Source organism: Frigoribacterium sp. Leaf186 (assembly GCF_001423905.1).
Lineage (GTDB): Bacteria > Actinomycetota > Actinomycetes > Actinomycetales > Microbacteriaceae > Frigoribacterium.
In genome coordinates this window covers 63,228-82,950 of the sequence record NZ_LMPQ01000009.1, presented here as the reverse complement: position 1 = coordinate 82,950, position 19,723 = coordinate 63,228, and the positions used below count along the sequence as shown (strand labels likewise).

The window sequence follows — 19,723 nt, the reverse complement described above, 5'->3', positions numbered from 1 at the left end:
GCTGCCCCGGGCCGCGCCTCCGGTCCCGTCAGCGCACCGCCACCTGAACGTCGCACCGCCGAATGTGGCGGTGCGACGTTCATCTGGCGGTGCGAAGAGGCAGCCCGACTCGCACGAGTTCGGCCTCGAGCAGCTCGGGGTGCACCAGCTCGTTCCAGACGGCGCGTCCGAAGCCCCTGACCTCCGGGCGACCACGGATGCGGTCCTCGCGCATCTTCTCGTCCACGACGACCTGTTCGGGCGCCCGTCCGCCGCGCCACCGGGCCTTCGTGTACTTGGACAGTCCGTCGAACTCGAGGACGATGCCGAACTCGGGCCACCAGAAGTCGACGACGTCGCGGCCCCCGGCCCACGGAAAGGCTCGCTGCAGCACCGGTGCCGGCGCCCCGAGGCGATCGAGCAGCACTCGGCACCACGACTCGCCGGCCGACTCGGCCCCCTCGTGGGCGAAAGCCAGCGCTCGCCGGGCTCCTGCGCGACCGCGGAGGGTCGGACGGGCGTCGAGGACGGTCTCCAGTTCCGCCCGCGACGCGGTCCCCTGATGGAGCACCCCGTCGAAGGCCACGTCGCCGTCGCGGAAGGACGAGGCGAGAGCGAGGTCGACGGCCGTGCGCGCCGGCGAGGTGACCCGCAGGGAGTCCACCACCCGCACGTCAGCAGGGTCGAGGGGCCCCGCGTGGCGGACGACGCCGGGCGAGGTCTGGGTCGAACGCCGGAGGGGGTCGATGACGTGGACCTTGTCGGGCCACGTTCCGATGGTCGGCACGTCGAGGACGGCAGCTGCGGACAGGTGCGACACCACGACCCGCCCGTCCAACCGTCCGAGCACGGCTCGGGTCCGCAGCACGTGCTGACGGCGGGGGCTCAGCCCGCGCCACGCGCGAGCCTCGACGTAGGTGCCGAGGGCGAGGGCGACGTACTCGCCACGTCGAGCACGTCGTCGCAGCGCCGCGGCCTCACGACTGTGTGCTCCGACGGAGTCGACGCGGAAGAGAGGAGGAAGGGGCACGACGATCGGTTCGCTCACCCCGGCACTGTGCCCTAGATCACGCCCGTGCCTCGAGAGTTGTCCACAGGCCACCGGTCGCACCGCCACATGAACATCGCACCGCCACATTCGGCGGTGCGATGTTCACCTGACGGTGCGGTGACAGGCGGGCCGGGCCGCCCGCGGGGGGCTACTTGATGGCGGCGCGGATCTCGGCGGCGGCACCGGCGACGTCGTCGGCCGAGTAGATCGCGGCACCGGCGACGGCGACGTCGGCCCCGGCGTCCTGCACCGAGCCGACCGTGGCGGCCTTCACGCCACCGGCGACCGAGAACGGCACGCCAGACGCCTTGCCGGCCTCGAGCAGCTTCTCGAACGTGAAGCCCTCTTCCGCCTGCTCGTCGAGGCCGGCGTGCATCTCGACGAACTCGGCACCGAGCGCGACGACCTCCTTGGCGCGGGCGGCCTTGTCGCCCACGCCGATCAGGTCGACGACGATGCCCTTGCCGTGCGCCTTGGCGGCCTTGACGGCACCGGCGATCGTGCTGTCACCGGCGACGCCGAGCACGGTCACCAGGTCGGCGCCGGCCTTGAACGCCTCGCCGGCCTCGAGCTCGCCGGCATCCATCGTCTTGAGGTCGGCGAACACGATCTTGTCGGGGTGCGCCTCCTTGATCGCCGTGATGGCTCGGAAGCCCTCGGCCTTGATCAGCGGGGTGCCGAGCTCGATGATGTCGACGCTCGGGGCGGCGGCGGCCGCCAGCTCGAGGGCGGCGTCGGTGGTCAGGGTGTCCATGGCGAACTGCAGCTTCATGTCGTTCTTCTCTCTGTGGATCGGATGGTCGGTTCGGAAGGGTCTGGAGGCGCGGTGCCCGTGAGGAGGCGCGGCGCGGCTACTCGAGGTTGGCGTGCCGCGGCCACAGCTCGTCGGCGTCGGCGCCCGAGCGCTTCCACAGGGCGTGGAAGACGGCGTCGCCGAGCAGCACGACGGCCTGCTCGAACAGGCCGCCGGCGTACTGCGCCGACGCGGTGCCCGAACGGTCCTGCTTGTCGGCGGCGGGGACGACGAGCACGGCCTCGGCCAGGTCGGCGAGCGGCGAGTCGACGGCGGTGGTGATCGCGGCCACGCGGGCCCCGGCGTCGACGGCCGTGCGGGCCGCCGCGACGATGCCGGACGTGGTGCCCGAACCGCTCGCGGTGAGCAGGACATCGCCCTCGCCGATGGCGGGCGTCGTCACCTCGCCGACGACGTGCACCTCGAGGCCGAGGTGCATGAGCCGCATGGCCGTCATGCGCAGGGCGAGGCCCGAACGGCCGGCCCCGTGGACGAAGACCCGTTCGGCGTCGTCGACCAGGTCGGCGAACGCGTCGAGCTGGCCCGAGGTGTCGTCGTCGCCGGCGTCGGCGTCGAGCACCGCCGAGACGGCGGCGTCGACCTCGTCGGCCACGAGCTCGAGGGCGGTGGCGACGGAGCCCTGGTCGTCGGGGGGCGTGCTGTCTGTGGGAGTCACGGGTACCACCCTGCTCGCACCGCGCCTCCCGGCGTCCAGGTTCGAGCCCGACCGGCGGCGGCCGGCCTGCGACCAGAAGGGGGGCCACCGCGCACCCGCACTGGGGGCAGCCCGACGTGGGCCCGCTGCCTAGCCTGGATGCGGGGGACGAGACACCGCGAGACACCCGAGGAGCACCACGTGACCAGGACGGTCGACACACCCGCGCACCCGACGCGCAGCTACGAACGACTGCGGCCGGCCATGCGCCTGTTCTACCTGTGGACGCTCTCGCGCTCGCGCCACGTGCCCTCGCCCCGCGGGCGCCCGACCTACCGCGCGGACTCCCCCGACCCCGACACCGTGCTGCTGATCGGCACCGGCCCGACCCACGGCTTCGGCGTGACCAGCCACGAGCAGGCGCTCACCGGCCAGATCGCCAAGGAGACCTCGAAGGAGACCGGGCGCGCGTGCTCGGTCGACTACATCGGCGACGAGATGATGAACGCCGGCTCGGCCCGCTCGTGGATCGGCGACCACGACCTCAGCCTGTACGACACGGTCGTCGTGATGCTCGGACTCAACGACGCGGTCATGCTGACCCCGCTCGACTCCTGGCAGCGCGACGTCTCGGCGCTCGTCACCGACCTGACCCGCCGGGTGCACCCCACCGCCCGCATCGTGCTGGTCGGGGTGCAGCCCGTGCGCTCGGTCACCCGCTTCGACAACGCGTTCGGCTCGGTCGCCGACCGGCACGCCGCCCGCATGAACGAGATCACCGAGCGGATCGCCACGGCGCACCCGTCGACCTCGTACTTCCGCCTGCCCGCGGGCGAGCTGCAGCCGGGCCGCCCGCACGGCTGCGAGACGATGTACCGGCAGTGGGGCGCCGTGGTCGCCGACCGGGTCGCCCCGACGCTCGACGTGGTCCGCCGAGGCGAGACGGTCGAGCACATCGGGCGCACCTCGGTCGCTCCGGTCGTGCCCGAGCGGGTCGCCGCCCAGCTCGAGGGGGCGCGGCGCCTCGCGGCGTCGGTGGCTGCCCCCGCACCCGCGGTCGCACCCGCGCCGTGGACGGTCGCACCCGCGTCCCCGGCCGTGTCCGCGGCACCGTCCCCGGCCGCGGTCGCGACGCCGACGGTCGACCCGGTCGCAGCCCGACTCGAGCACGCCCGGGGCGAGGTCGCCCGGCTCGAGCAGGCCCGGGCCGAGGCGGACCGTGCCGCCACCGCGCCGGCCGCACCGGCGCTCGCGACCGACGCCGCGCCTCCTGCGCTCGCGACCGAGGGCGTGCCCACCGCCCGCCCGCGGCGAGCGCTGCCCGAGCCGACCTTCGAGTGGTCCGGTGCCGAGAAGCTGGTCGAGCTCGCGAGCACCGGCGGCTCGGACACGCTGCAGGACCTGGCCCGCCTCGCCGAGAAGGAGTTCGGCGTCGACGTCGCGGTCGTTTCACTGCTCGACGGCAAGAAGCTCTACTACGCCGTCAACACCGAGCTGCTGCCGGTGTCGATCCCGCGTGAGCTGACGTTCTGCGACGTGACCGTGGCGGCCGACGCCCCCGTGATCGTCGAGGACGCCCGCAAGGACGACCGCTTCAAGGACAACCCCTACCTCGACCTGAACCACGGCTACTTCTACGCCGGCCACCCGATCCACTCGTCGTCGGGCGAGGCCATCGGCACGTTCTGCCTGCACAACACGCGGCCCCGCAAGGCCAAGAGCGTGTCGAGCGAGAAGCTGGCCGAGTTCGCCCGGCTCGCCGAGCTCGAGCTGCAGAGCTACGAGACGGCCGAGGGTGGACACGACCTGCCGACGATGTACGAGACCCGGGAGGCGGCGGTCGCGGCGGCCCTGTCGGGTCGCGCCCCGCAGGCGGCCGCGCTGGCACAGGGCGTCGCCGACGCCGCGGACGCGGTCGCGCCGGGCGTCGCGCCGGGCGTCGCGCCGGGCGCCGCGCCCGTCGCTGCGCCGAGCGTCGCGCCCGCGGCCCCCGCCGCACCCGCCCCCGCGCTCGCTTCGCCCGCCCCCGCGCGCGTCGGCCGCCACGCCGCACCCTGACGCAGGCCCCCGGCGAGGTCGCACCACGTCCGCGTCGTCGAACCACCCCCGAGCGTGGTGCCACGACGCGACGGCGGTGCGACCTCACGCCCCCGAGGCCGCCTGGGCCGTCGAGCCGCCCTTCCGCTGCTTCAGCCAGAGCACCAGCATGAAGCTGAAGATCACGAGCACCATCCACGAGCCGATCTTGCTCGGGTGCACGAGGCTCCAGCCGTCGGCCTGCGAGGCGTAGGTCCAGGCCCCGAGCAGCGTCGCGACGTTCTCGGCGACCCAGATGAACAGGCCGATCAGGGCGAACGACACGAGCAGCGGCATGCGGCGGTCGACGCCCCGCACGCGGAAGGTCACCGACCGCCGGGCGATCAGCACCGCGGCGACGCCGAGCAGCGCCCAGCGCAGGTCGGTGATCCAGTGGTTGGTGAAGAAGTTGACGTAGAACCCGACCGCGACGGCCATGGTCGCCACCATCGGTACCGGGTCGATGCGGAGGTCGAGCCGACGCCACGCCTGACAGATGTAGCTCGCGACCGCCGCGTACATGAATCCGCTGTAGAGCGGCACGTCGCCCAGGCGCAGGACCCCCGGCTCGGGGTACGACCACGACCCCACGGCGACCTTGAACACCTCGAGCCCGAGCCCGAGGACGTGGAAGACGCCGATGACGAGCAGCTCGTCGCGGGTCTCGAGCCGCGTCGCGACGAGGAGCACCTGCACGAGCACGCACCAGATCAGCAGGGCGTCGTAACGCGGGACGACCACGTCGACCACGCGGGTGACGGCGAGCCCGGCGAAGATCGCGACCGCGAACGCGCACGAGAGGGCCTGGGCGCGGCCGAAGGCCAGGAGGTCGAGCAGGCCCTCGCGCGTGCGGGCCACGCGACCCAGGCGGTGACGCGGGACGATCTCGACGGCGGACACCGTGCCTCCTCGGTTCGTCGTCGATGCGGGCCGAGTGGGCGCACCGTCGCCCCGACGGGTGCGACCCCGTCCACGCTACGGACCCCGAGGAGGCGCGGCGTCCGTCCCGAGGACCACGCGCCTCCCCCGCGGGTCGCGTCGGCGATCGGGCCGACGACGCCCCCGCGGACACGCGAGAGCCCCCTCACCGTGGGGCGAGGGGGCTCTCGTGGGGTGCTCGTCGGCGTCCCGCGCTGCGGGTCGCTGGTACGCACCGTCGACGGGCCGGGCGTCAGCCCGTCCGAAGTCGTGCACCGGGCCGGGGCCCGGGGGGTCAGATCTGGTCGTCGTCGACCAGGCCCGCCACGAAGGGGTACCGGTCGGCCACGTACTCGTGGAGGTCGGGGTGGACGAGGGTGTCGAGGGAGGGAAGCGAGGGGGTCATGGTGGGGCCGTTCAGTCGAGGTCGTCGGTGTCGTCGAGGGCGGTGTCGAAGTACGACACGTGGTCGCCGTCCTGGTCGGCGAGGATGCGCTGGGCGAAGGTCATCGAGCCTGCCTCAGGCCGACATCGCGTGGGCCGGAGCGGCCACGAGGAAGTCGGCGTAGGTGGGCTCGTCGACCGGCGTCACGGCCGAGACGGCGGCGGCGACGGGCGCCGCCAGCGCGACGGCGGCGGCACGGGCGCGGCGACGACGCGGGTACGTCTCGATGCGGGCGGCCGGGACGCGGGGGTCGCGACGGTAGAGGCCGGAGTCGACCCGACCGGTGCTGACGCGGGTCGCCGTGGGGCGAGCCGAACCGACCGTGCCGCGGACGAGGGAGACGAGCTGCTCGTGGCCGAGGCCCTGGAGCGAGGCGCTGCTGATGTTCATGTTCTTCTCATTTCTGATGACCCTGCGCCATCTGAGGAACCTGCTGGAACTGCGGGGACCGCCCGTGAAGTCGGTGCCCGTACCGCCGTGAACCGGTACGTCGACAACTCTGACAGGTGAGTAGCTAGATGATCTAGCCAGATCGACGAAAGTGCGCATTGCGGACATGCCTGATCGGCGAGGGCCCTGATCTGTGTTCTTCTTCGTTTTTCTGGTTTTGTCTTGTTTTCGGGTCGGAAGAGCCGTACAGTCGGCGCAACGACGGCGAGAGACACCGCCGGACGGTCATCAGCAGCACGACATCAGCAGCACGGCGAGACGACGAGGAGGTCGCATGTACGCCACCGAACGCCACGAGTCGATCGCCGAGGCCCTGCGCTCCGCCGGCCGCGTGTCGGTCAGCGACCTCGCCCTGCGTCTCGACGTCACGGCCGAGACCGTCCGCCGCGACCTCGACGCCCTCGAGCAGTCCGGGCTGCTGCAGCGCGTGCACGGCGGCGCCGTCGTCGCAGGCCGCTCGAGCGTCACCGAGCTCAGCCTCAGCGAGCGCGAGACCCGGCACAGCCCCGAGAAGACCTCGGTCGCCCGGGCCGCCGCCCACCTCGTGCCCCCGACCTTCACGGGCTCGATCGCCCTCGACGCCGGCACGACGACGGCCGCCGTCGCCGCCGAGCTCGCCCGGTGGACGCCCGCGACCCCCGGCACCGTGCTCACCGTCATCACGAACGCCGTGCCCATCGCGGCCCTGCTGCAGCACAGCCCGCACGTCGACCTGCACCTGCTCGGCGGCCGGGTCCGCGGCCTCACCAGCGCGGCCGTCGGCACCAGCACGGTCGAGCAGATCCAGGCGCTCCGCCCCGACATCGTCTTCGTCGGCGCCAACGGCCTCAGCGCCGGCTTCGGCCTCTCGACCCCCGACGAGTTCGAGGGCGCCGTCAAGTCGGCCTACGTGCGGGCCGGCCGCCGCGTCGTCGCCGTCGTCGACCAGACGAAACACGGCGAGGAGGCGCTGGTGCGGTTCGCGCGCCTGACCGAGGTCGACACGGTGGTCACCGACGCGGCCCCGGCCCCCGACCTGGCCGACGCCCTCGAGCTCGCCGACGTCGAGGTGATCGTCGCATGACCGCCGACGCCCCCACGCCCCGCCCCCTCGTGATCTCGCACGACCCCGTCCCGCCGCCAGGAGGCGCCCGCATGATCCTCACCGTCACCGCGAACCCGTCGCTCGACCGCACGATCGAGCTGCCGGGCGCCCTGCAGCGCGGCTCGGTGCAGCGCTCGGTGAGCACCACCGACGAGCCCGGCGGCAAGGGCGTCAACGTCTCGCGGGCCCTCGCGGCGTCCGGTGCCGAGACCGTGGCCCTGCTGCCCGGCGCCCTCGACGACCCGGTGCTCGCCGCCCTGCGCGAGCGCGGCGTGCCGACCGTCAACCTGCCGATCGCCCAGCGCCTCCGGGCCAACGTCACGCTGACCGAACCCGACGGCACGACCACGAAGATCAACGAGCTCGGCCCCGACCTCGGCGCCCACGTCGACGAGCTCACGGCCCTCGTCGTCGAGCACGCGGCACTCGCCTCGTGGTTGGTGCTCGCGGGGTCGCTGCCGCCCGGCCTGCCGACGACCTGGCTGGCCGACGTCGTCCGAGCCGTGCGCGCCTCCTGCGGTGACGCCGCCCCGCGCATCGCGGTCGACTCGTCGGGCGAGCCGTTCGCCGCGCTGATCGCCTCGGGCGTCGGCGTCGACCTGGTCAAGCCCAACGCCGACGAGCTCGCCGAGATCGTCGGCGGCGACCCCGAGGCGTACGAGGCCGACCCGGCCTCGGCCGTCGCCGGAGCCCGACGCCTGCGCGAGCTGGGCGTCGAGACCGTGCTGCTCACCCTCGGCAGCGCGGGCGCCCTGTTGATCGACGACGAGGGGTCGTGGTTCGCCGCCGCCCCCGTCATCACCGCCCTGAGCACGGTGGGCGCCGGCGACTCGTCGCTGTCGGGCTACCTGCTCGCCGAGACGACCGGGGCCCCCGCCCCGGCCCGACTCGCCCAGGCCGTCGCGTCCGGGGCCGCCGCCGCGGCCCTGCCCGGCAGCATCGTCCCCCGCCTCGACCAGACCTTCCCTGACGACATCGACGTCGTCCCGGTGGCCCCCGCGGCCGTCGGGCACCTCTGAGCAGCGTCGCCCAACCCCAAGGAGCAGAACAGCATGTCATCCCTCATCAGCACCGACCTCGTCGGTCTCGACGAAGACCTGGGCGGCACGTCGACCGACGTCATCCGCGCCCTGGCCGCGCGCGTCGCGGCCTCGGGCCGCGCCGGCTCGGCCGACTCGCTCGCCGACGACGCCATCAAGCGCGAGGCGTCGGTCGGCACCGGCGTCCCCGGCGGCATCGCGATCCCCCACGCCCGGTCGGCCTCGGTCACCGAGCCGACGCTCGCCTTCTCGCGTCTCGCCCGCACGGTCGGCTTCGGCGCCCCCGACGGCGACGCCGACATCGTCTTCATGATCGCGGTGCCCGAGGGCGCCGACGGCGACCACATGACGGTGCTCTCCACCCTCGCCCGTGCGCTCATCCGCGACGACTTCACCGCCTCGCTGCGGGCCGCGAAGACGCCCGCCGACATCGTGAAGCTCGTCGACGACGAGGTCAGCGGCGAGGTGGCCGAGACGCGCGGCGCCACCGCGACCTCCGCGGCCGGCGCGACCGGCGCCTCCTCGTCCGACGGCGGTGCCCGTCGTCCGAAGCTCGTCGGCGTGACCGCCTGCCCCACCGGCATCGCCCACACCTTCATGGCCGCCGACGCCCTCGTCGCCGCGGCCAAGCGCCTCGGCGCCGACCTGCAGATCGAGACGCAGGGCTCGTCGAAGGTCACCCCGCTCGACCCCGCCGTCATCGCCGAGGCCGACGCCGTCATCTTCGCCGTCGACGTCGACGTGCGCGACCAGGGCCGGTTCGCCGGCAAGCCCGTCGTGCGTGGCCCCGTCAAGCGCGGCGTCGACGCTCCCGACGCCATGGTGAAGGAGGCCCTGGCCGCCGCCACCGACCCGCGGGCGACCCGGGTCAGCGGCTCGACCGCGTCGGGCCCGGCCATGGCGCAGGGACGACAGGGCTTCGGCTCGTCGCTCAAGCGCTGGCTGCTGACCGGGGTGTCGTACATGATCCCGTTCGTCGCCGGCGGCGGCCTGCTGATCGCCCTGGGCTTCTTGCTCTCGGGCTTCGGCATCGCCCTGACGGCCGACGGCAACACCGTCAACAACGCCGTCTTCACGCTGCAGAACTTCTCACTGCTCAACCTGCCACCCGAGGGCCTCGGCTACTACCTGGGCGCCGCGGCGTTCCAGATCGGTGGGGCCTCGATGGGCTTCCTGGTCGCCGCCCTGGCCGGTTACATCGCCTACGCCATCGCCGACCGACCGGGCATCGCGCCCGGCTTCGTCGCCGGTGCGATCGCCGTGTTCATGAACGCCGGGTTCCTCGGCGGTCTGGTCGGCGGCCTCCTGGCCGGTGCGGCCGCGTACTTCATCGGCACCTGGAACGTCCCCCGCTTCGTGCGCGGCCTCATGCCGGTGGTGATCATCCCGCTGCTCGCGTCGATCTTCGCCTCGGGCCTGCTGCTGCTCGTGCTCGGTGGGCCGATCGCGGCCCTGATGGCCGCGCTCACCGACTTCCTCAACGGCCTGAGCGGCACGGGAGCCGTGTTGCTCGGCGTGATCCTCGGCCTGATGATGTGCTTCGACCTCGGTGGCCCGGTCAACAAGGTGGCCTACGCCTTCGCCGTGGCCGGGCTGTCGGCCGGCACGGTCGACAACCCCGCACCGTGGATGATCATGGCCGCCGTGATGGGCGCCGGCATGGTGCCGCCGCTCGCCATGGCCCTCGCCTCGACCGTGCTGTACCGCAAGGGCTTCACCCAGGTCGAGCGCACCAACGGCGGCGCGGCCTGGCTGCTCGGCGCCTCGTTCATCTCGGAGGGCGCGATCCCCTTCGCCGCCGCCGACCCGCTGCGCGTGATCCCGGCGAGCATGGTCGGAGGCGCGGTCACCGGAGCCATCTCGATGGCTGCCGGCGTCACGTCGCAGGCCCCACACGGTGGCGTGTTCGTCTTCTTCGCCATCGGCAACTTCGGCATGTGGGTCGTCGCGATCCTCGCCGGCACGGTGGTCAGCGCGCTCGTGCTGGTCGCGCTGAAGAAGTTCGTCCGTCGCACGGACGTCGCGACCGAGGTCGCGGCCGAGGACGCCGAGATCGGCTCGCTCAGCGGAACCCGCACGCCCGCCGTCGCGTAGCACCGGGGCGACCACACGAGGAGGCGCGCTCCGGGGAGACCCGGAGCGCGCCTCCTCGTCGTCACCGGACCGCGGGCGGACGGCCGCGTCCTCTACCCTGGCGTGAGCAACCGATTGGACCCCACGCCGTGACCGACATGAGCCTGAGGCTCCCCACCACCCATTTCCGTGCCGTGTTCGACCTGGGCCAGCGCCCGGCCGCGCAGACGCCGCTGCCGACCGCGCTCGGCAAGCCGAACCTCTACGCCGAGTACGACGACGACGACCTGATCACGGCGCTCTACGTCGGCTACGAGACCGGGCAGGTGCACCTCGAGACGACGCCCTCCGGCGACGTCGAGCACCACTTCCACCTCGCGAACGGCGACGACAGCGACCTCAGCCCGTTCGGCGTCGCCGACACGCGCGTTCTGGTCGAGTGGTCGACCCGGTTGATCGTCGACCTGCACCGCCGCATGCCCGACCTGCTCGACGAGGTCGACGAGGCCGCCGCCTGGCACGACGCCGGCTTCGACCTCTACGTCTGCGAGGTCGAAGAGGCACGCAAGCTCGACCTGGTCGAGGTCGACATCGAGGGCGAGCTGCTGACCCTGCCCTGGCTCGGCTCGGGCGCCGTCGAACACGACCACATCGAGGGCGACGACCACCCGATCGCCCTGACCTGGACGCCGCAGGGCGCGTCCGACGGCGTGGCGATCGCCGAGGCCTGGCTCGACCCGCGCACCGACCAGCCCGTCACGAAGGCCCTGCCGGGCGTCGACTGGGAGGCCGTCGGCTGGGGCCGCAACGAGGTGCTGCCCTGGCTCGAGGCGATCTACATGAACCACCACGTGCTGCCCGACGCGGCCGGCACCATCTTGACCGGCGTGCTCGAACGGCTGGGCGGCATCGACGGGACCGACTAGCGACCCGTCGTGCACGGCTCCACGCCGCATGTCGTGCACGACACCCGGTCTCGTCGCGGTGCGGTGCACGAAACGCGGTGTGGTGCGCGGCGTGCGGCCCGGGCCGCCGGGGCCGCGGGGGCGGCGGGGGCGGCGCGAGCCGCAGGGGCCGCGCGACGCTGCCAGGATGGCGGGATGAGCGACTCGCCCGCACCGCGCCTCCTGACGCTGTTGGTCCTCGACGTCACCGACGAGGCCCGTGACGACCCCGCGTTCGAGCGCGAGCTCGACGACCTGTCGACCTCGGTCGTCGCCGCGGCCGAACAGGTCGGCTTCGCGGTGAGGCGGGTGCCGGCGAACCGGCTGGGCGACGTGCGCGCCGCCCTGGCCGACGCCGACGCCGTGCTCGTCACCGGCGGCGAGGACGTCGACCCGAGCCACTACGGCGGCCCCGCCGACTACCCCGGCCGCGGCCAGACCTTCGCCGAGGCCGACCGGGTGCAGTTCGACGTCGTGCGCGGGTCCGTCGAGGCGCGGCTGCCGCTGGTCGGAATCTGTCGGGGCATGCAGGTGGTCGACGTCGCGCTCGGCGGCGACCTCGTGCAGCACCTCGAGCACCCCGGCCACGTGAACCCCGACGACGTCTCGGACAGCATGGTCGACCACCCGGTCCGCCTCGCCGACGGCAGCACGCTCGCGAGGATGCTCGGCACGACGTCGCTGGTCGTCCGCAGTTCGCACCACCAGGCGGTCGGCCGGCTCGGCGACGGGCTGCGGGCCGTCGCCTGGGCCGACGACGGCACGGTCGAGGCCGTCGAGCACGACTCGGCGCCGGTGTGGTGCGTCCAGTGGCACCCGGAGGACCGCGGTGCGACCGGCACGGTGCTGACCGACCTGCTCGTCGCCGCGCGCGACGCGGCGTTCGTGCACTGAGGGTACGTTTGGTCGGCCAACCATGGCTAAGGTGGATCCATGTCCACGGTTGCCGCCTCGTCCTGGCCGCGGGTCGGGTACGAGAGCCACCCGTGGGACGACGACGAGAACGCCCCGCTCTCACGAAGGGCGCGCCTGCGATCGCGGGGGCCGTACCAGGCGGCCGTGACACCGGCGATCGCCGGGGTGACCGCGCCGAGACTGCCGGACGACCTCGTGGTCGACTGCGAGGACGCCGTCGCCGAGCTCGCCCGGTTCGACACCGAGGTGGGGGCCTTCACCGCCCCCTTCGCGGCGATCCTGCTGCGGAGCGAGTCCGCGTCGAGCTCCGAGATCGAGAACCTCACCGCCCTGCCCCGCGGCATCGCCCTCGCGGCCCTGGGGCGCAAGGCCGGGACGAACGCCCGACTCGTCATCGCCAACGCCCGCGCGATGGAAGCCGCCGTCGCCCTCGCGGACGACCTCGACGACACGGCCGTGATCGCCATGCACGAGGCCCTCCTCGGCGACGAGCAACCGCACCACACGGGTTGTTGGCGCGATCAGCAGGTGTGGATCGGCGGCTCGGGAACCAGCCCGCACACGGCCGACTTCGTGCCACCCCACGCCGAGCGGGTGCCCGCGGCCATGAGCGACCTGCTCGCGTTCGCCCGCCGTGACGACCTGCCCGCGCTCGTGCACGTCGCCCTGACCCACGCGCAGTTCGAGACCATCCATCCCTTCCCCGACGGCAACGGCCGCACGGGTCGAGCGATCGTCCACTCGATGCTGCGTCGGCTGGGCGTCATGCGTCAGGTGACGGTGCCGGTCTCGGCCGGTCTGCTGCGAGACGCCTTGGGGTACTTCGACGCGCTCGGGGCCTACCGCGACGGAGACGTCGAACCGATCGTGCGCGCCTTCACCCGGGCCACGGGCGAGGCGGTCGACAACGGTCGCTCGCTCGTGACCGACCTCACCCGGCTGCGCGTGCAGTGGGACGACCTCACGACCGCCCGCGCGGGGTCGGTCGGCCGACGACTGCTCGACGTGCTGCAGCGCCAACCCGTCGTAGACGTGCCGTCGGTCGCCCGCGAACTCGGCGTCGCGACGAACAACGCCCGGGCCGGCATCAAGCGACTGGTCGACGACGGCATCGTCCGGCCGATCGGCGAGGCGCGACGGGGACGACTGTACGAGGCGCCGGACGTGCTCGTCGCCCTCGACGCCTTCGCAGTGCGAGCCAAGCGCGGGCGAGGGTGAGGCGGGGCACGACGACCTTGGTCTCGGGCTCGACGACGGCGGGCTCGAGCGTGAGGACGGCGGTCTCGGGCTCGACGACGGCGGGCTCGGGCCGGGCGACGGCGCTTTCGGGCTCGACGACCTCGGGCTCGGGCCGGGCCGGCGGCTCTAGCGCTCGCGCACGATCAGCGACGACGCCGCGGTCACGAGTCGCCGCGGCAGGAACCGGTGCGCCTGCGCGCCGATCGCGTTGCCGAGCCCGCTGACGACGACGGCGCGACGACGACGCACGGCCCGCAGGGCCGCGGTGACGACCTGCTCGGGCGTCTGGCGCCCGCTCGTGAGGAAGTCCCGTCCGGTCGCGGCGAAGAACCCGGTCTCGGTCGCGCCGGGGCAGAGGGCCGTGACGGTGACCCCCGACCCGCGGACCTCGGCGTGCAGCGCCTCGCTGAACGAGAGCACGAACGCCTTCGTCGCGCCGTAGACCGCCATCGTCGGGATCGGCTGGAAGGCCGCGGTCGAGGCGACGTTCACCACCGTGCCGCGTCGGCGCTCGAGCATGCCCGGCAGCAGCGCGCGCGTCAGCGCGACCACCTGCGAGCAGTTGAGGTGCACCTGCGCCTGCTGCGCGTCGGCGTCGGCCTCGGCGAAGGCGCCGTGCGAGCCGACGCCCGCGTTGTTGACCAGCACGTCGATCGGGCGGTCGCCCACCGCGGCCAGCACGGTCTCGACCCCCTCGGGCGTCGCGAGGTCGGCGACCACGGTCGTGAACGCCCCGGAGGCGCGGGTCGCCACGAGTTCGGCCCTCACCTGCTCGAGGCGGTCGCCGCTGCGCGCCACGATCACCACGTCGTGGTCGGGCGCGAGCCGACGGGCGAACTCCGCGCCGATGCCGCCGGACGAACCGGTGACGAGCGCGGTGGGCAGGGCCGAGATGTGCGGGGCGGCGGCGGGGGCAGGCATGTCGACCATCCTGCCCGACGAGGTCGCACCACCGTCGCGTCGTCGAACCAGCCTCCGGGCTGGTTCGACGACGCGAGCGCGGTGCGACCTCCGCGGGGCACCACGTCGGGTCCGCAGGCCCGTGAGCCGAGTCCGTGCCGACATCGCACCGCCGAGTGAACGTCGCACCGCCGAATGTGACGGTGCGACGTTCACTCGGCGGTGCGACAAGGGCACGCGGGGCGCGGGGCGGGACGCGCGCTGGCGGGCGGCGCGCCAGCCGGCGAGCGGCGCGCAGCGCGCGTCAGCCGGCGGGCGCGACGACCACGTCGACGCCGGCGGCCTCGAATGCGGCCAGGGCCTCGGGCGTCGCGGTGGCGTCGGTCACGAGGGTCCAGCCGTCGGGCAGCTCGGCCCGGGCGTGGAAGGTCGCGCGGCCGAGCTTCGACCCGTCGGCCAGCACGTAGACGCGCTCGGACTGCCGGCACATCAGCTCTTTGAGGCGGGTCTGGACGAGGTCGGCCTCGACCACGTGGCCCGAGGCGAGCACGCCGTCCGCCCCGAGGAACACCCGGTCGAAGGTCATGCGCTCGAGGGCGGCCTCGGCGAGCGGCCCGACGAAGCCCTGGCTGGCGGGGCGCAGCGTGCCGCCGAGGCACTCGAGGTGGATGCCGTCCGAGTCGGCGAGCTGCTGGATGACGGCGATCGAGGTGGTGGCGACCGTCGCGACCAGACCCGAGCGCGCCTCCCGGGCCAAGGCCGCGACCGACGACCCCGCGTCGAACAGCAGCGTCTCGCCGTCGCGGACGAGCGTGCGGGCGTACCGGGCGATCTCGGCCTTCGCCACCCCGGCCTCGCGGTTGCGCTGGCGGAAGGTCGGTTCGGCACCGGGGGCGCCGAGCGGCATGGCGCCGCCGTAGGTGCGGGCGATCTCGCCCTGGCGGGTCAGCTCGGCCAGGTCACGTCGGATCGTGGACGGGGTCACCTCGAAGCGACGGCTGAGCTCGTCGACGCTCGCCAGCCCGGTGGTGTGGGCCAGCTCGACGATGTCGCGGCGTCGCTCTCGCGCGGTGGTGCTCATGCGGTGACCGTCCTGATCGTGGGGCGGGCTCAGGCCGACGGCGCTCCGACCCGGGCCGCGTCGGCCGGGCTGGGCGACATCTCGACCGCCTGGCGCAACGCCTCGATCATGCTACCGACCGCGACGACGCCGGTGCCGGCGATGTCGAAGGCCGTGCCGTGGTCGACCGAGGTGCGGATGACGGGCAGTCCGACGGTGATGTTGACGCCGGCCTCGATGCCGAGCACCTTGACGGGGCCGTGGCCCTGGTCGTGGTACATCGCCACGATGAGGTCGTAGTCGCCGCGACCGCCGAGGAAGAACGCGGTGTCGGCGGGCAGCGGCCCGACGGCGCGGATGCCGTCGGCCTGCAGCACCTCGATCGCGGGGGTGATCTTCTCGGCCTCTTCTCCGTAGCCGAACAGGCCGTTCTCGCCGGCGTGCGGGTTGATGGCGCAGACGCCGATGCGCGGGTCGTCGACGCCCGCCCGGCGCAGGGCCTCCCAGCCGCGGCGCACGGTGCGCTCGACCAGGCCCGGCTCGATCTTGGCGATGGCGTCGATCAGCCCGATGTGGGTGGTCACGTGGATGACCTTGATCTTGGGCGTCGAGAGCATCATCGACACCTCGCCGACGCCCATGAAGTGGGCGAGCAGCTCGGTGTGGCCGGGGAACACGTGGCCGGCCTCGTGCAGCGCGGCCTTGTTGAGCGGTGCCGTGCAGATGCCCTGCACGGCACCCGCCATGCCGAGCTCGCACGCGATGCGGATGTACTCGTACGCGGCGTGGCCCGCCTCGGCGGACACGGCCCCCCAGGGCAGGTCGGCCGAGAGCAGGTGCGGGTCGACGACGTTGATGCGGCCGGGCGTGAAGACGGCGTCGGCCGGGCCGTCCACCTCGACGATCTCGGCCTCGACCCCGAGGGCCGCCGCGCCGAGCCGCAGTCGGTGCGCGTCGCCGACGACGACGGGGCGGGCGTCGCGGTAGGCGGCCTCGTCGAGCAGGGCGCCGACGGTGACCTCCGGCCCGACGCCGGCGCCGTCACCCATCGTGACGGCGATGAAGGGCCGGGTGTCGGGGGTGGTCGTGGTCATGGGGTTCTCCGTTTCGTGGGGGCGCCGGACGCGGCCGACTCCGGTGAGGTCGTGGGGGTCGACGCCGGTGCGCGTGCGGCGCACCAGGTCGACGAGGTCGGCGAGCACGGTCGACCCGCCGAAGCTGCCGGGCTTGGTGGCGACCAGTCGGTCGTCGTCCGTGCGGCTGAGCACGGCACCGTGCTCGACCTGGGCGAGCGGCCGCAGGGTGGTCGTGGCGAGCCGGTCGAGGACGGCCCGCGCGGTCTCGCCACCGGTCAGCACGAGGTCGACCTCGACGTCGGCGGCGACGCGCGCGACGACGGCGGCGAGCGCGGCCGACGCGGCGGCCGGGTCGGCCAGGCGACGCCCGGTGACGGCGAGCACGGCGAGGGGCGAGAGGGCCAAGGAGGCGCGGGCCGCGTCGACGAGGTCGCCCCCGTCGTCCGCCGGGTCGAGCACGTGCACGTCCGCACCGGTCGCGGCGAGCACGTCGACGTGGCCCCGGGCCACCTCGGCGGCCGAACCGACCACGACGAGCACGGGTCGCTCGGGCCCGGCCCACCCGCGGGGCCCGGCGCCCACGGAGGTGCCCAGGTCGCCCGCGGGCCCGCTCGCGGGTGCCACGGCGTCGGCCAGGGCCGCGGCGAGCGCCGCGCTGCCGGCCAGGGCGACGGGTCGGCGCGCGCCGGGCCGCTCCGCGAGCCGGAGCACGGCGTCGACCACGGCGGAGAGGTCGTCGTCGGTCTCGGCGTCGACGAGGGCGAGGGCTCCCCCGCCGAGCGCGTCGTCGAGGCACCGGGTGAACGCGGTCGGGCCCGAGCGCACGACGTCGAGGCCGACGAGCACCGTCGGGTGGTCGACCAGGTCGTCGAGGGCCCCGGGGGCGCGGCGTGGTTCGAGGTGCCAGAGCCCGCTCTCGGCGAGTGGCCGACCGTCGACCAGGGGCCGCCCGTCGACGACGGTGCGGCCGAGCGCGGGCAGCGCCCCGGCGACGACGACGTCGTACCCGCGGGCGGCGAGGGCCTCGAGCTCGGGCCCGACGTGACCGCGCCAGAGCGAGTCGGTCTTCTTCAGGACGAGGGTGCCGACCGGCAGGGGCAGCGCGTCGATCGCGACCCGCGCCTCCTCGGCGGTGCCCGCTCGGGTGCCGAGGTCGACGACCGTCACCGCTGCGGGCGGGCCCGTGGGCACGCCGAGCGAGACCGTGGTCTCATGGCCGCGCAGCCGGAACTGCTCGGCGGTCTCGGCGGCGCCGGACAGGTCGTCGGCGATGACGGTGATCGGGGTCATGATGCGGTCATCCTGACACGGCTGCGCGTTTCGCGCCAGCAGTCTTGCGCGGAACGCGCAGTGGTGGCACAGTGTCCCTCAGCCCGGACGAGGGCCTCGCAGCGCTGCGGTACCGGGCGTCGGTCGACCTCGTCGAACCCCTTGGATCGAGAGGTCGATGATGACCGTTCCGTTCGCGGACCACGAGATGTCGCGCCGCACCCTGCTGAGATGGGGTGCCGCGGCCGGCCTCTTCGTGACCACCACCAGCCTCGCCGGCTGCGCCGGTCCGACCGGCCTGCCGGGCCCGGGCACGCTGACGCTGGCCCTCAACCGCTCGCTGGTCAGCCTCGACAACAAGCTGAACCAGTTCGACGCCGCCGTCACCGTGCAGCGTGCCGTGCGCCAGGCGCTCACGCGCATCGGCCCCGACATCACCCCCGAGCTCGTGCTCGCCGAGTCCTTCGAGCCGACCAGCGACACGCAGTGGACCGTCCGGCTGCGCGAGGGCGTCCGCTACTCGGACGGCACGCCGGTCACGGTCGACGACGTCGCCACGGCCCTGCAGATGTACGAACAGGTGCAGGGCTCGTTCGTGGCCAGCTTCTTCCCCGAGTTCCCGACCGTGACCGCGATCGACGAGCGCACCTTCACGCTCGACTCGTCGCAGCCGATCCCCGTGCTCGACGCCCTGATGAGCAACATCCTGATCACCCCGGCGGCGGCCAACAAGCCGGAAGAGCTGCAGGACGGCGTGGGCAGCGGCCCGTTCGTCGTCACGCGCTTCAACCGTGGCGCCGGCACCTACAGCCTCACGCGCAACGAGCAGTACTGGGGCGAGGCACCGGGCGTCGAACGGGTCGAGGTGAGGTTCTTGCCCGAGGAGTCCAGCCGCGTCATCGCCCTGCGCAGCGGCGAGGTCGACGTGATCGACTCGATCACCCCCGACTCGGCGACACAGTTGCAGGGCCTGCCCGGCATCGCGCTCGACGAGGCGTCGAGCCTGCGCATCAACCAGATCTTCTTCAACTTCCGCAAGCCCGAGGGGCACCCGTTGGCCGACGCCCGGGTGCGCGAGGCGCTCAGCCACGCGATCGACGGCCGCGCCCTGGTGCGCGACGTGCTGACCGATTCGGTGACGCAGGCCGACGGCGTCGTGCCGTCGAGCCTGCTCGGCTACGCGAAGACCGGCGAGTACACCTACGACCCCGACCTGGCCCGCAGCACGCTCGCCGAGCTCGGCGCGAGCGACCTCACCTTGCGCATCATCTGGGAGACCGGCGAGTTCGCCGGCGACACCTTCATCATGGAGGCCCTCGTCGAGATGTTCGGCGCGATCGGCGTGCGGACCACCCTGCAGCAGTTCGAGCCGGGCGGCGACATCTTGCAGTGGCGTCAGGGCAAGGCCGGCGACTGGGACCTGCTCGGCAACGGCTTCTCGGCCCCCACCGGGCTCGCGCTGACCATCTTGCAGGGCATGTACGCGGGCACCGCCGAGAAGGAGCAGACCCGCGACACCTACCAGGGCTACGTGAAGCCCGACGTCACCGAGGCCATCGCCCGGGCCTCGACCGAGCCCGACGCGACCCTGCGCCAGCAGCGGCTCGCCGAGGCGCAGCAGGCGGCGTGGGACACCTGGCCGTGCGCCTGGGCCTTCGTGCCGAAGTCGGTGCTCGCCCGCCGCGAGCGCGTCGAGGGCCTCGAGCTGGCGTCGTCGAACTCGTACCCGCTCTCGACCGTCCGACTGGGGGCCTGA

At 73.6% G+C, this 19,723-nt stretch carries 16 protein-coding genes; 8 read left to right on the top strand and 8 right to left on the bottom strand.

Translation table 11 applies throughout. From position 1 onward, the window contains the following. Positions 1 to 79: 79 nt before the first annotated feature. From ASG05_RS06455 to hxlB, 3 genes are all read right to left on the bottom strand, one after another. The gene (locus tag ASG05_RS06455) at positions 80 to 1,027 is read right to left on the bottom strand and encodes a hypothetical protein (protein ID WP_056259010.1); all 948 of its coding nucleotides are present in this window, start codon (positions 1,025 to 1,027) and stop codon (positions 80 to 82) included. A 151-nt stretch (positions 1,028 to 1,178) separates the two neighbouring features. Then, the gene (gene hxlA / locus ASG05_RS06450; RefSeq protein WP_043597635.1) at positions 1,179 to 1,802 is read right to left on the bottom strand and encodes a 3-hexulose-6-phosphate synthase; all 624 of its coding nucleotides are present in this window, start codon (positions 1,800 to 1,802) and stop codon (positions 1,179 to 1,181) included. A gap of 79 nt (positions 1,803 to 1,881) precedes the next feature. Further along, positions 1,882 to 2,499 (bottom strand): 6-phospho-3-hexuloisomerase, encoded by a 618-nt coding sequence (hxlB, locus tag ASG05_RS06445; protein WP_056259007.1) that lies wholly within the window; start codon positions 2,497 to 2,499, stop codon positions 1,882 to 1,884. Positions 2,500 to 2,679: 180 nt separating this feature from the next. Here hxlB and ASG05_RS06440 point away from each other — a divergent pair, with 180 nt between their 5' ends. Beyond that, positions 2,680 to 4,536: a GAF domain-containing protein gene (locus tag ASG05_RS06440; RefSeq protein ID WP_157490106.1), complete on the top strand. Its 1,857-nt coding sequence runs from the start codon at positions 2,680 to 2,682 to the stop codon at positions 4,534 to 4,536. An 84-nt stretch (positions 4,537 to 4,620) separates the two neighbouring features. Here the strand turns inward: ASG05_RS06440 and ASG05_RS06435 are convergent, their stop codons facing one another. Together ASG05_RS06435 and ASG05_RS06430 are read right to left on the bottom strand one after the other, a co-directional pair. Continuing rightward, entirely contained in the window at positions 4,621 to 5,454 is an 834-nt protein-coding gene (locus tag ASG05_RS06435) for a DUF817 domain-containing protein (protein ID WP_200936772.1), read from the bottom strand. Positions 5,455 to 5,992: 538 nt separating this feature from the next. Beyond that, a complete protein-coding gene (locus ASG05_RS06430; protein ID WP_056259003.1) occupies positions 5,993 to 6,307 on the bottom strand; it encodes a hypothetical protein in 315 nt (104 codons plus the stop codon). 334 nt (positions 6,308 to 6,641) lie between these two features. Between ASG05_RS06430 and ASG05_RS06425 the strand changes: the two genes are divergently transcribed. The 6 genes from ASG05_RS06425 to ASG05_RS06400 all read left to right on the top strand — a co-directional run bounded on the left by ASG05_RS06425 (position 6,642) and on the right by ASG05_RS06400 (position 13,641). Continuing rightward, positions 6,642 to 7,430, top strand: a complete 789-nt coding sequence (locus ASG05_RS06425) for a DeoR/GlpR family DNA-binding transcription regulator (protein WP_056259000.1) — start codon at positions 6,642 to 6,644, stop codon at positions 7,428 to 7,430. 71 nt (positions 7,431 to 7,501) lie between these two features. Further along, the gene (locus ASG05_RS06420) at positions 7,502 to 8,470 is read left to right on the top strand and encodes a 1-phosphofructokinase family hexose kinase (RefSeq protein ID WP_056259208.1); all 969 of its coding nucleotides are present in this window, start codon (positions 7,502 to 7,504) and stop codon (positions 8,468 to 8,470) included. Between the two features lie 33 nt (positions 8,471 to 8,503). After that, complete coding sequence (locus ASG05_RS06415; RefSeq protein ID WP_056258998.1) at positions 8,504 to 10,585, top strand: fructose-specific PTS transporter subunit EIIC; 2,082 nt, start codon at positions 8,504 to 8,506, stop codon at positions 10,583 to 10,585. A 137-nt stretch (positions 10,586 to 10,722) separates the two neighbouring features. Then, positions 10,723 to 11,490 (top strand): hypothetical protein, encoded by a 768-nt coding sequence (locus ASG05_RS06410; RefSeq protein WP_157490105.1) that lies wholly within the window; start codon positions 10,723 to 10,725, stop codon positions 11,488 to 11,490. 174 nt (positions 11,491 to 11,664) lie between these two features. Continuing rightward, positions 11,665 to 12,402: a gamma-glutamyl-gamma-aminobutyrate hydrolase family protein gene (locus tag ASG05_RS06405; RefSeq protein WP_056258993.1), complete on the top strand. Its 738-nt coding sequence runs from the start codon at positions 11,665 to 11,667 to the stop codon at positions 12,400 to 12,402. A 39-nt stretch (positions 12,403 to 12,441) separates the two neighbouring features. Further along, on the top strand, positions 12,442 to 13,641 hold the full coding sequence (locus ASG05_RS06400; protein WP_056258990.1) for a Fic family protein: 1,200 nt from the start codon (positions 12,442 to 12,444) through the stop codon (positions 13,639 to 13,641). 147 nt (positions 13,642 to 13,788) lie between these two features. Here ASG05_RS06400 and ASG05_RS06395 read toward each other — a convergent pair whose 3' ends face one another. From ASG05_RS06395 to pdxA, 3 genes are all read right to left on the bottom strand, one after another. Then, positions 13,789 to 14,583 carry an SDR family oxidoreductase gene (locus ASG05_RS06395; protein WP_056259205.1) on the bottom strand — a complete coding sequence of 265 codons (795 nt, stop codon included), beginning with the start codon at positions 14,581 to 14,583 and terminating at the stop codon, positions 13,789 to 13,791. 283 nt (positions 14,584 to 14,866) lie between these two features. Further along, positions 14,867 to 15,643 (bottom strand): DeoR/GlpR family DNA-binding transcription regulator, encoded by a 777-nt coding sequence (locus tag ASG05_RS06390; protein ID WP_056258987.1) that lies wholly within the window; start codon positions 15,641 to 15,643, stop codon positions 14,867 to 14,869. Positions 15,644 to 15,672: 29 nt separating this feature from the next. After that, a complete protein-coding gene (pdxA, locus tag ASG05_RS06385) occupies positions 15,673 to 17,988 on the bottom strand; it encodes a 4-hydroxythreonine-4-phosphate dehydrogenase PdxA (RefSeq protein ID WP_056258985.1) in 2,316 nt (771 codons plus the stop codon). Positions 17,989 to 18,145: 157 nt separating this feature from the next. Here pdxA and ASG05_RS06380 point away from each other — a divergent pair, with 157 nt between their 5' ends. Beyond that, positions 18,146 to 19,723 (top strand): ABC transporter substrate-binding protein, encoded by a 1,578-nt coding sequence (locus ASG05_RS06380; protein ID WP_157490104.1) that lies wholly within the window; start codon positions 18,146 to 18,148, stop codon positions 19,721 to 19,723.

Excerpts from the sequence above, each read along its gene's own strand:
- ASG05_RS06430 (WP_056259003.1), bottom strand. The coding sequence starts at position 6,307 with ATGAACATCAGCAGCGCCTCGCTCCAGGGCCTCGGCCACGAGCAGCTC.
- ASG05_RS06395 (WP_056259205.1), bottom strand. The coding sequence starts at position 14,583 with ATGCCTGCCCCCGCCGCCGCCCCGCACATCTCGGCCCTGCCCACCGCG.
- ASG05_RS06420 (WP_056259208.1), top strand. The coding sequence starts at position 7,502 with ATGATCCTCACCGTCACCGCGAACCCGTCGCTCGACCGCACGATCGAG.
- ASG05_RS06425 (WP_056259000.1), top strand. The coding sequence starts at position 6,642 with ATGTACGCCACCGAACGCCACGAGTCGATCGCCGAGGCCCTGCGCTCC.
- hxlA (WP_043597635.1), bottom strand. The coding sequence starts at position 1,802 with ATGAAGCTGCAGTTCGCCATGGACACCCTGACCACCGACGCCGCCCTC.
- ASG05_RS06405 (WP_056258993.1), top strand. The coding sequence starts at position 11,665 with ATGAGCGACTCGCCCGCACCGCGCCTCCTGACGCTGTTGGTCCTCGAC.
- ASG05_RS06390 (WP_056258987.1), bottom strand. The coding sequence starts at position 15,643 with ATGAGCACCACCGCGCGAGAGCGACGCCGCGACATCGTCGAGCTGGCC.
- ASG05_RS06410 (WP_157490105.1), top strand. The coding sequence starts at position 10,723 with ATGAGCCTGAGGCTCCCCACCACCCATTTCCGTGCCGTGTTCGACCTG.
- ASG05_RS06400 (WP_056258990.1), top strand. The coding sequence starts at position 12,442 with ATGTCCACGGTTGCCGCCTCGTCCTGGCCGCGGGTCGGGTACGAGAGC.
- ASG05_RS06380 (WP_157490104.1), top strand. The coding sequence starts at position 18,146 with ATGATGACCGTTCCGTTCGCGGACCACGAGATGTCGCGCCGCACCCTG.
- ASG05_RS06415 (WP_056258998.1), top strand. The coding sequence starts at position 8,504 with ATGTCATCCCTCATCAGCACCGACCTCGTCGGTCTCGACGAAGACCTG.
- pdxA (WP_056258985.1), bottom strand. The coding sequence starts at position 17,988 with ATGACCCCGATCACCGTCATCGCCGACGACCTGTCCGGCGCCGCCGAG.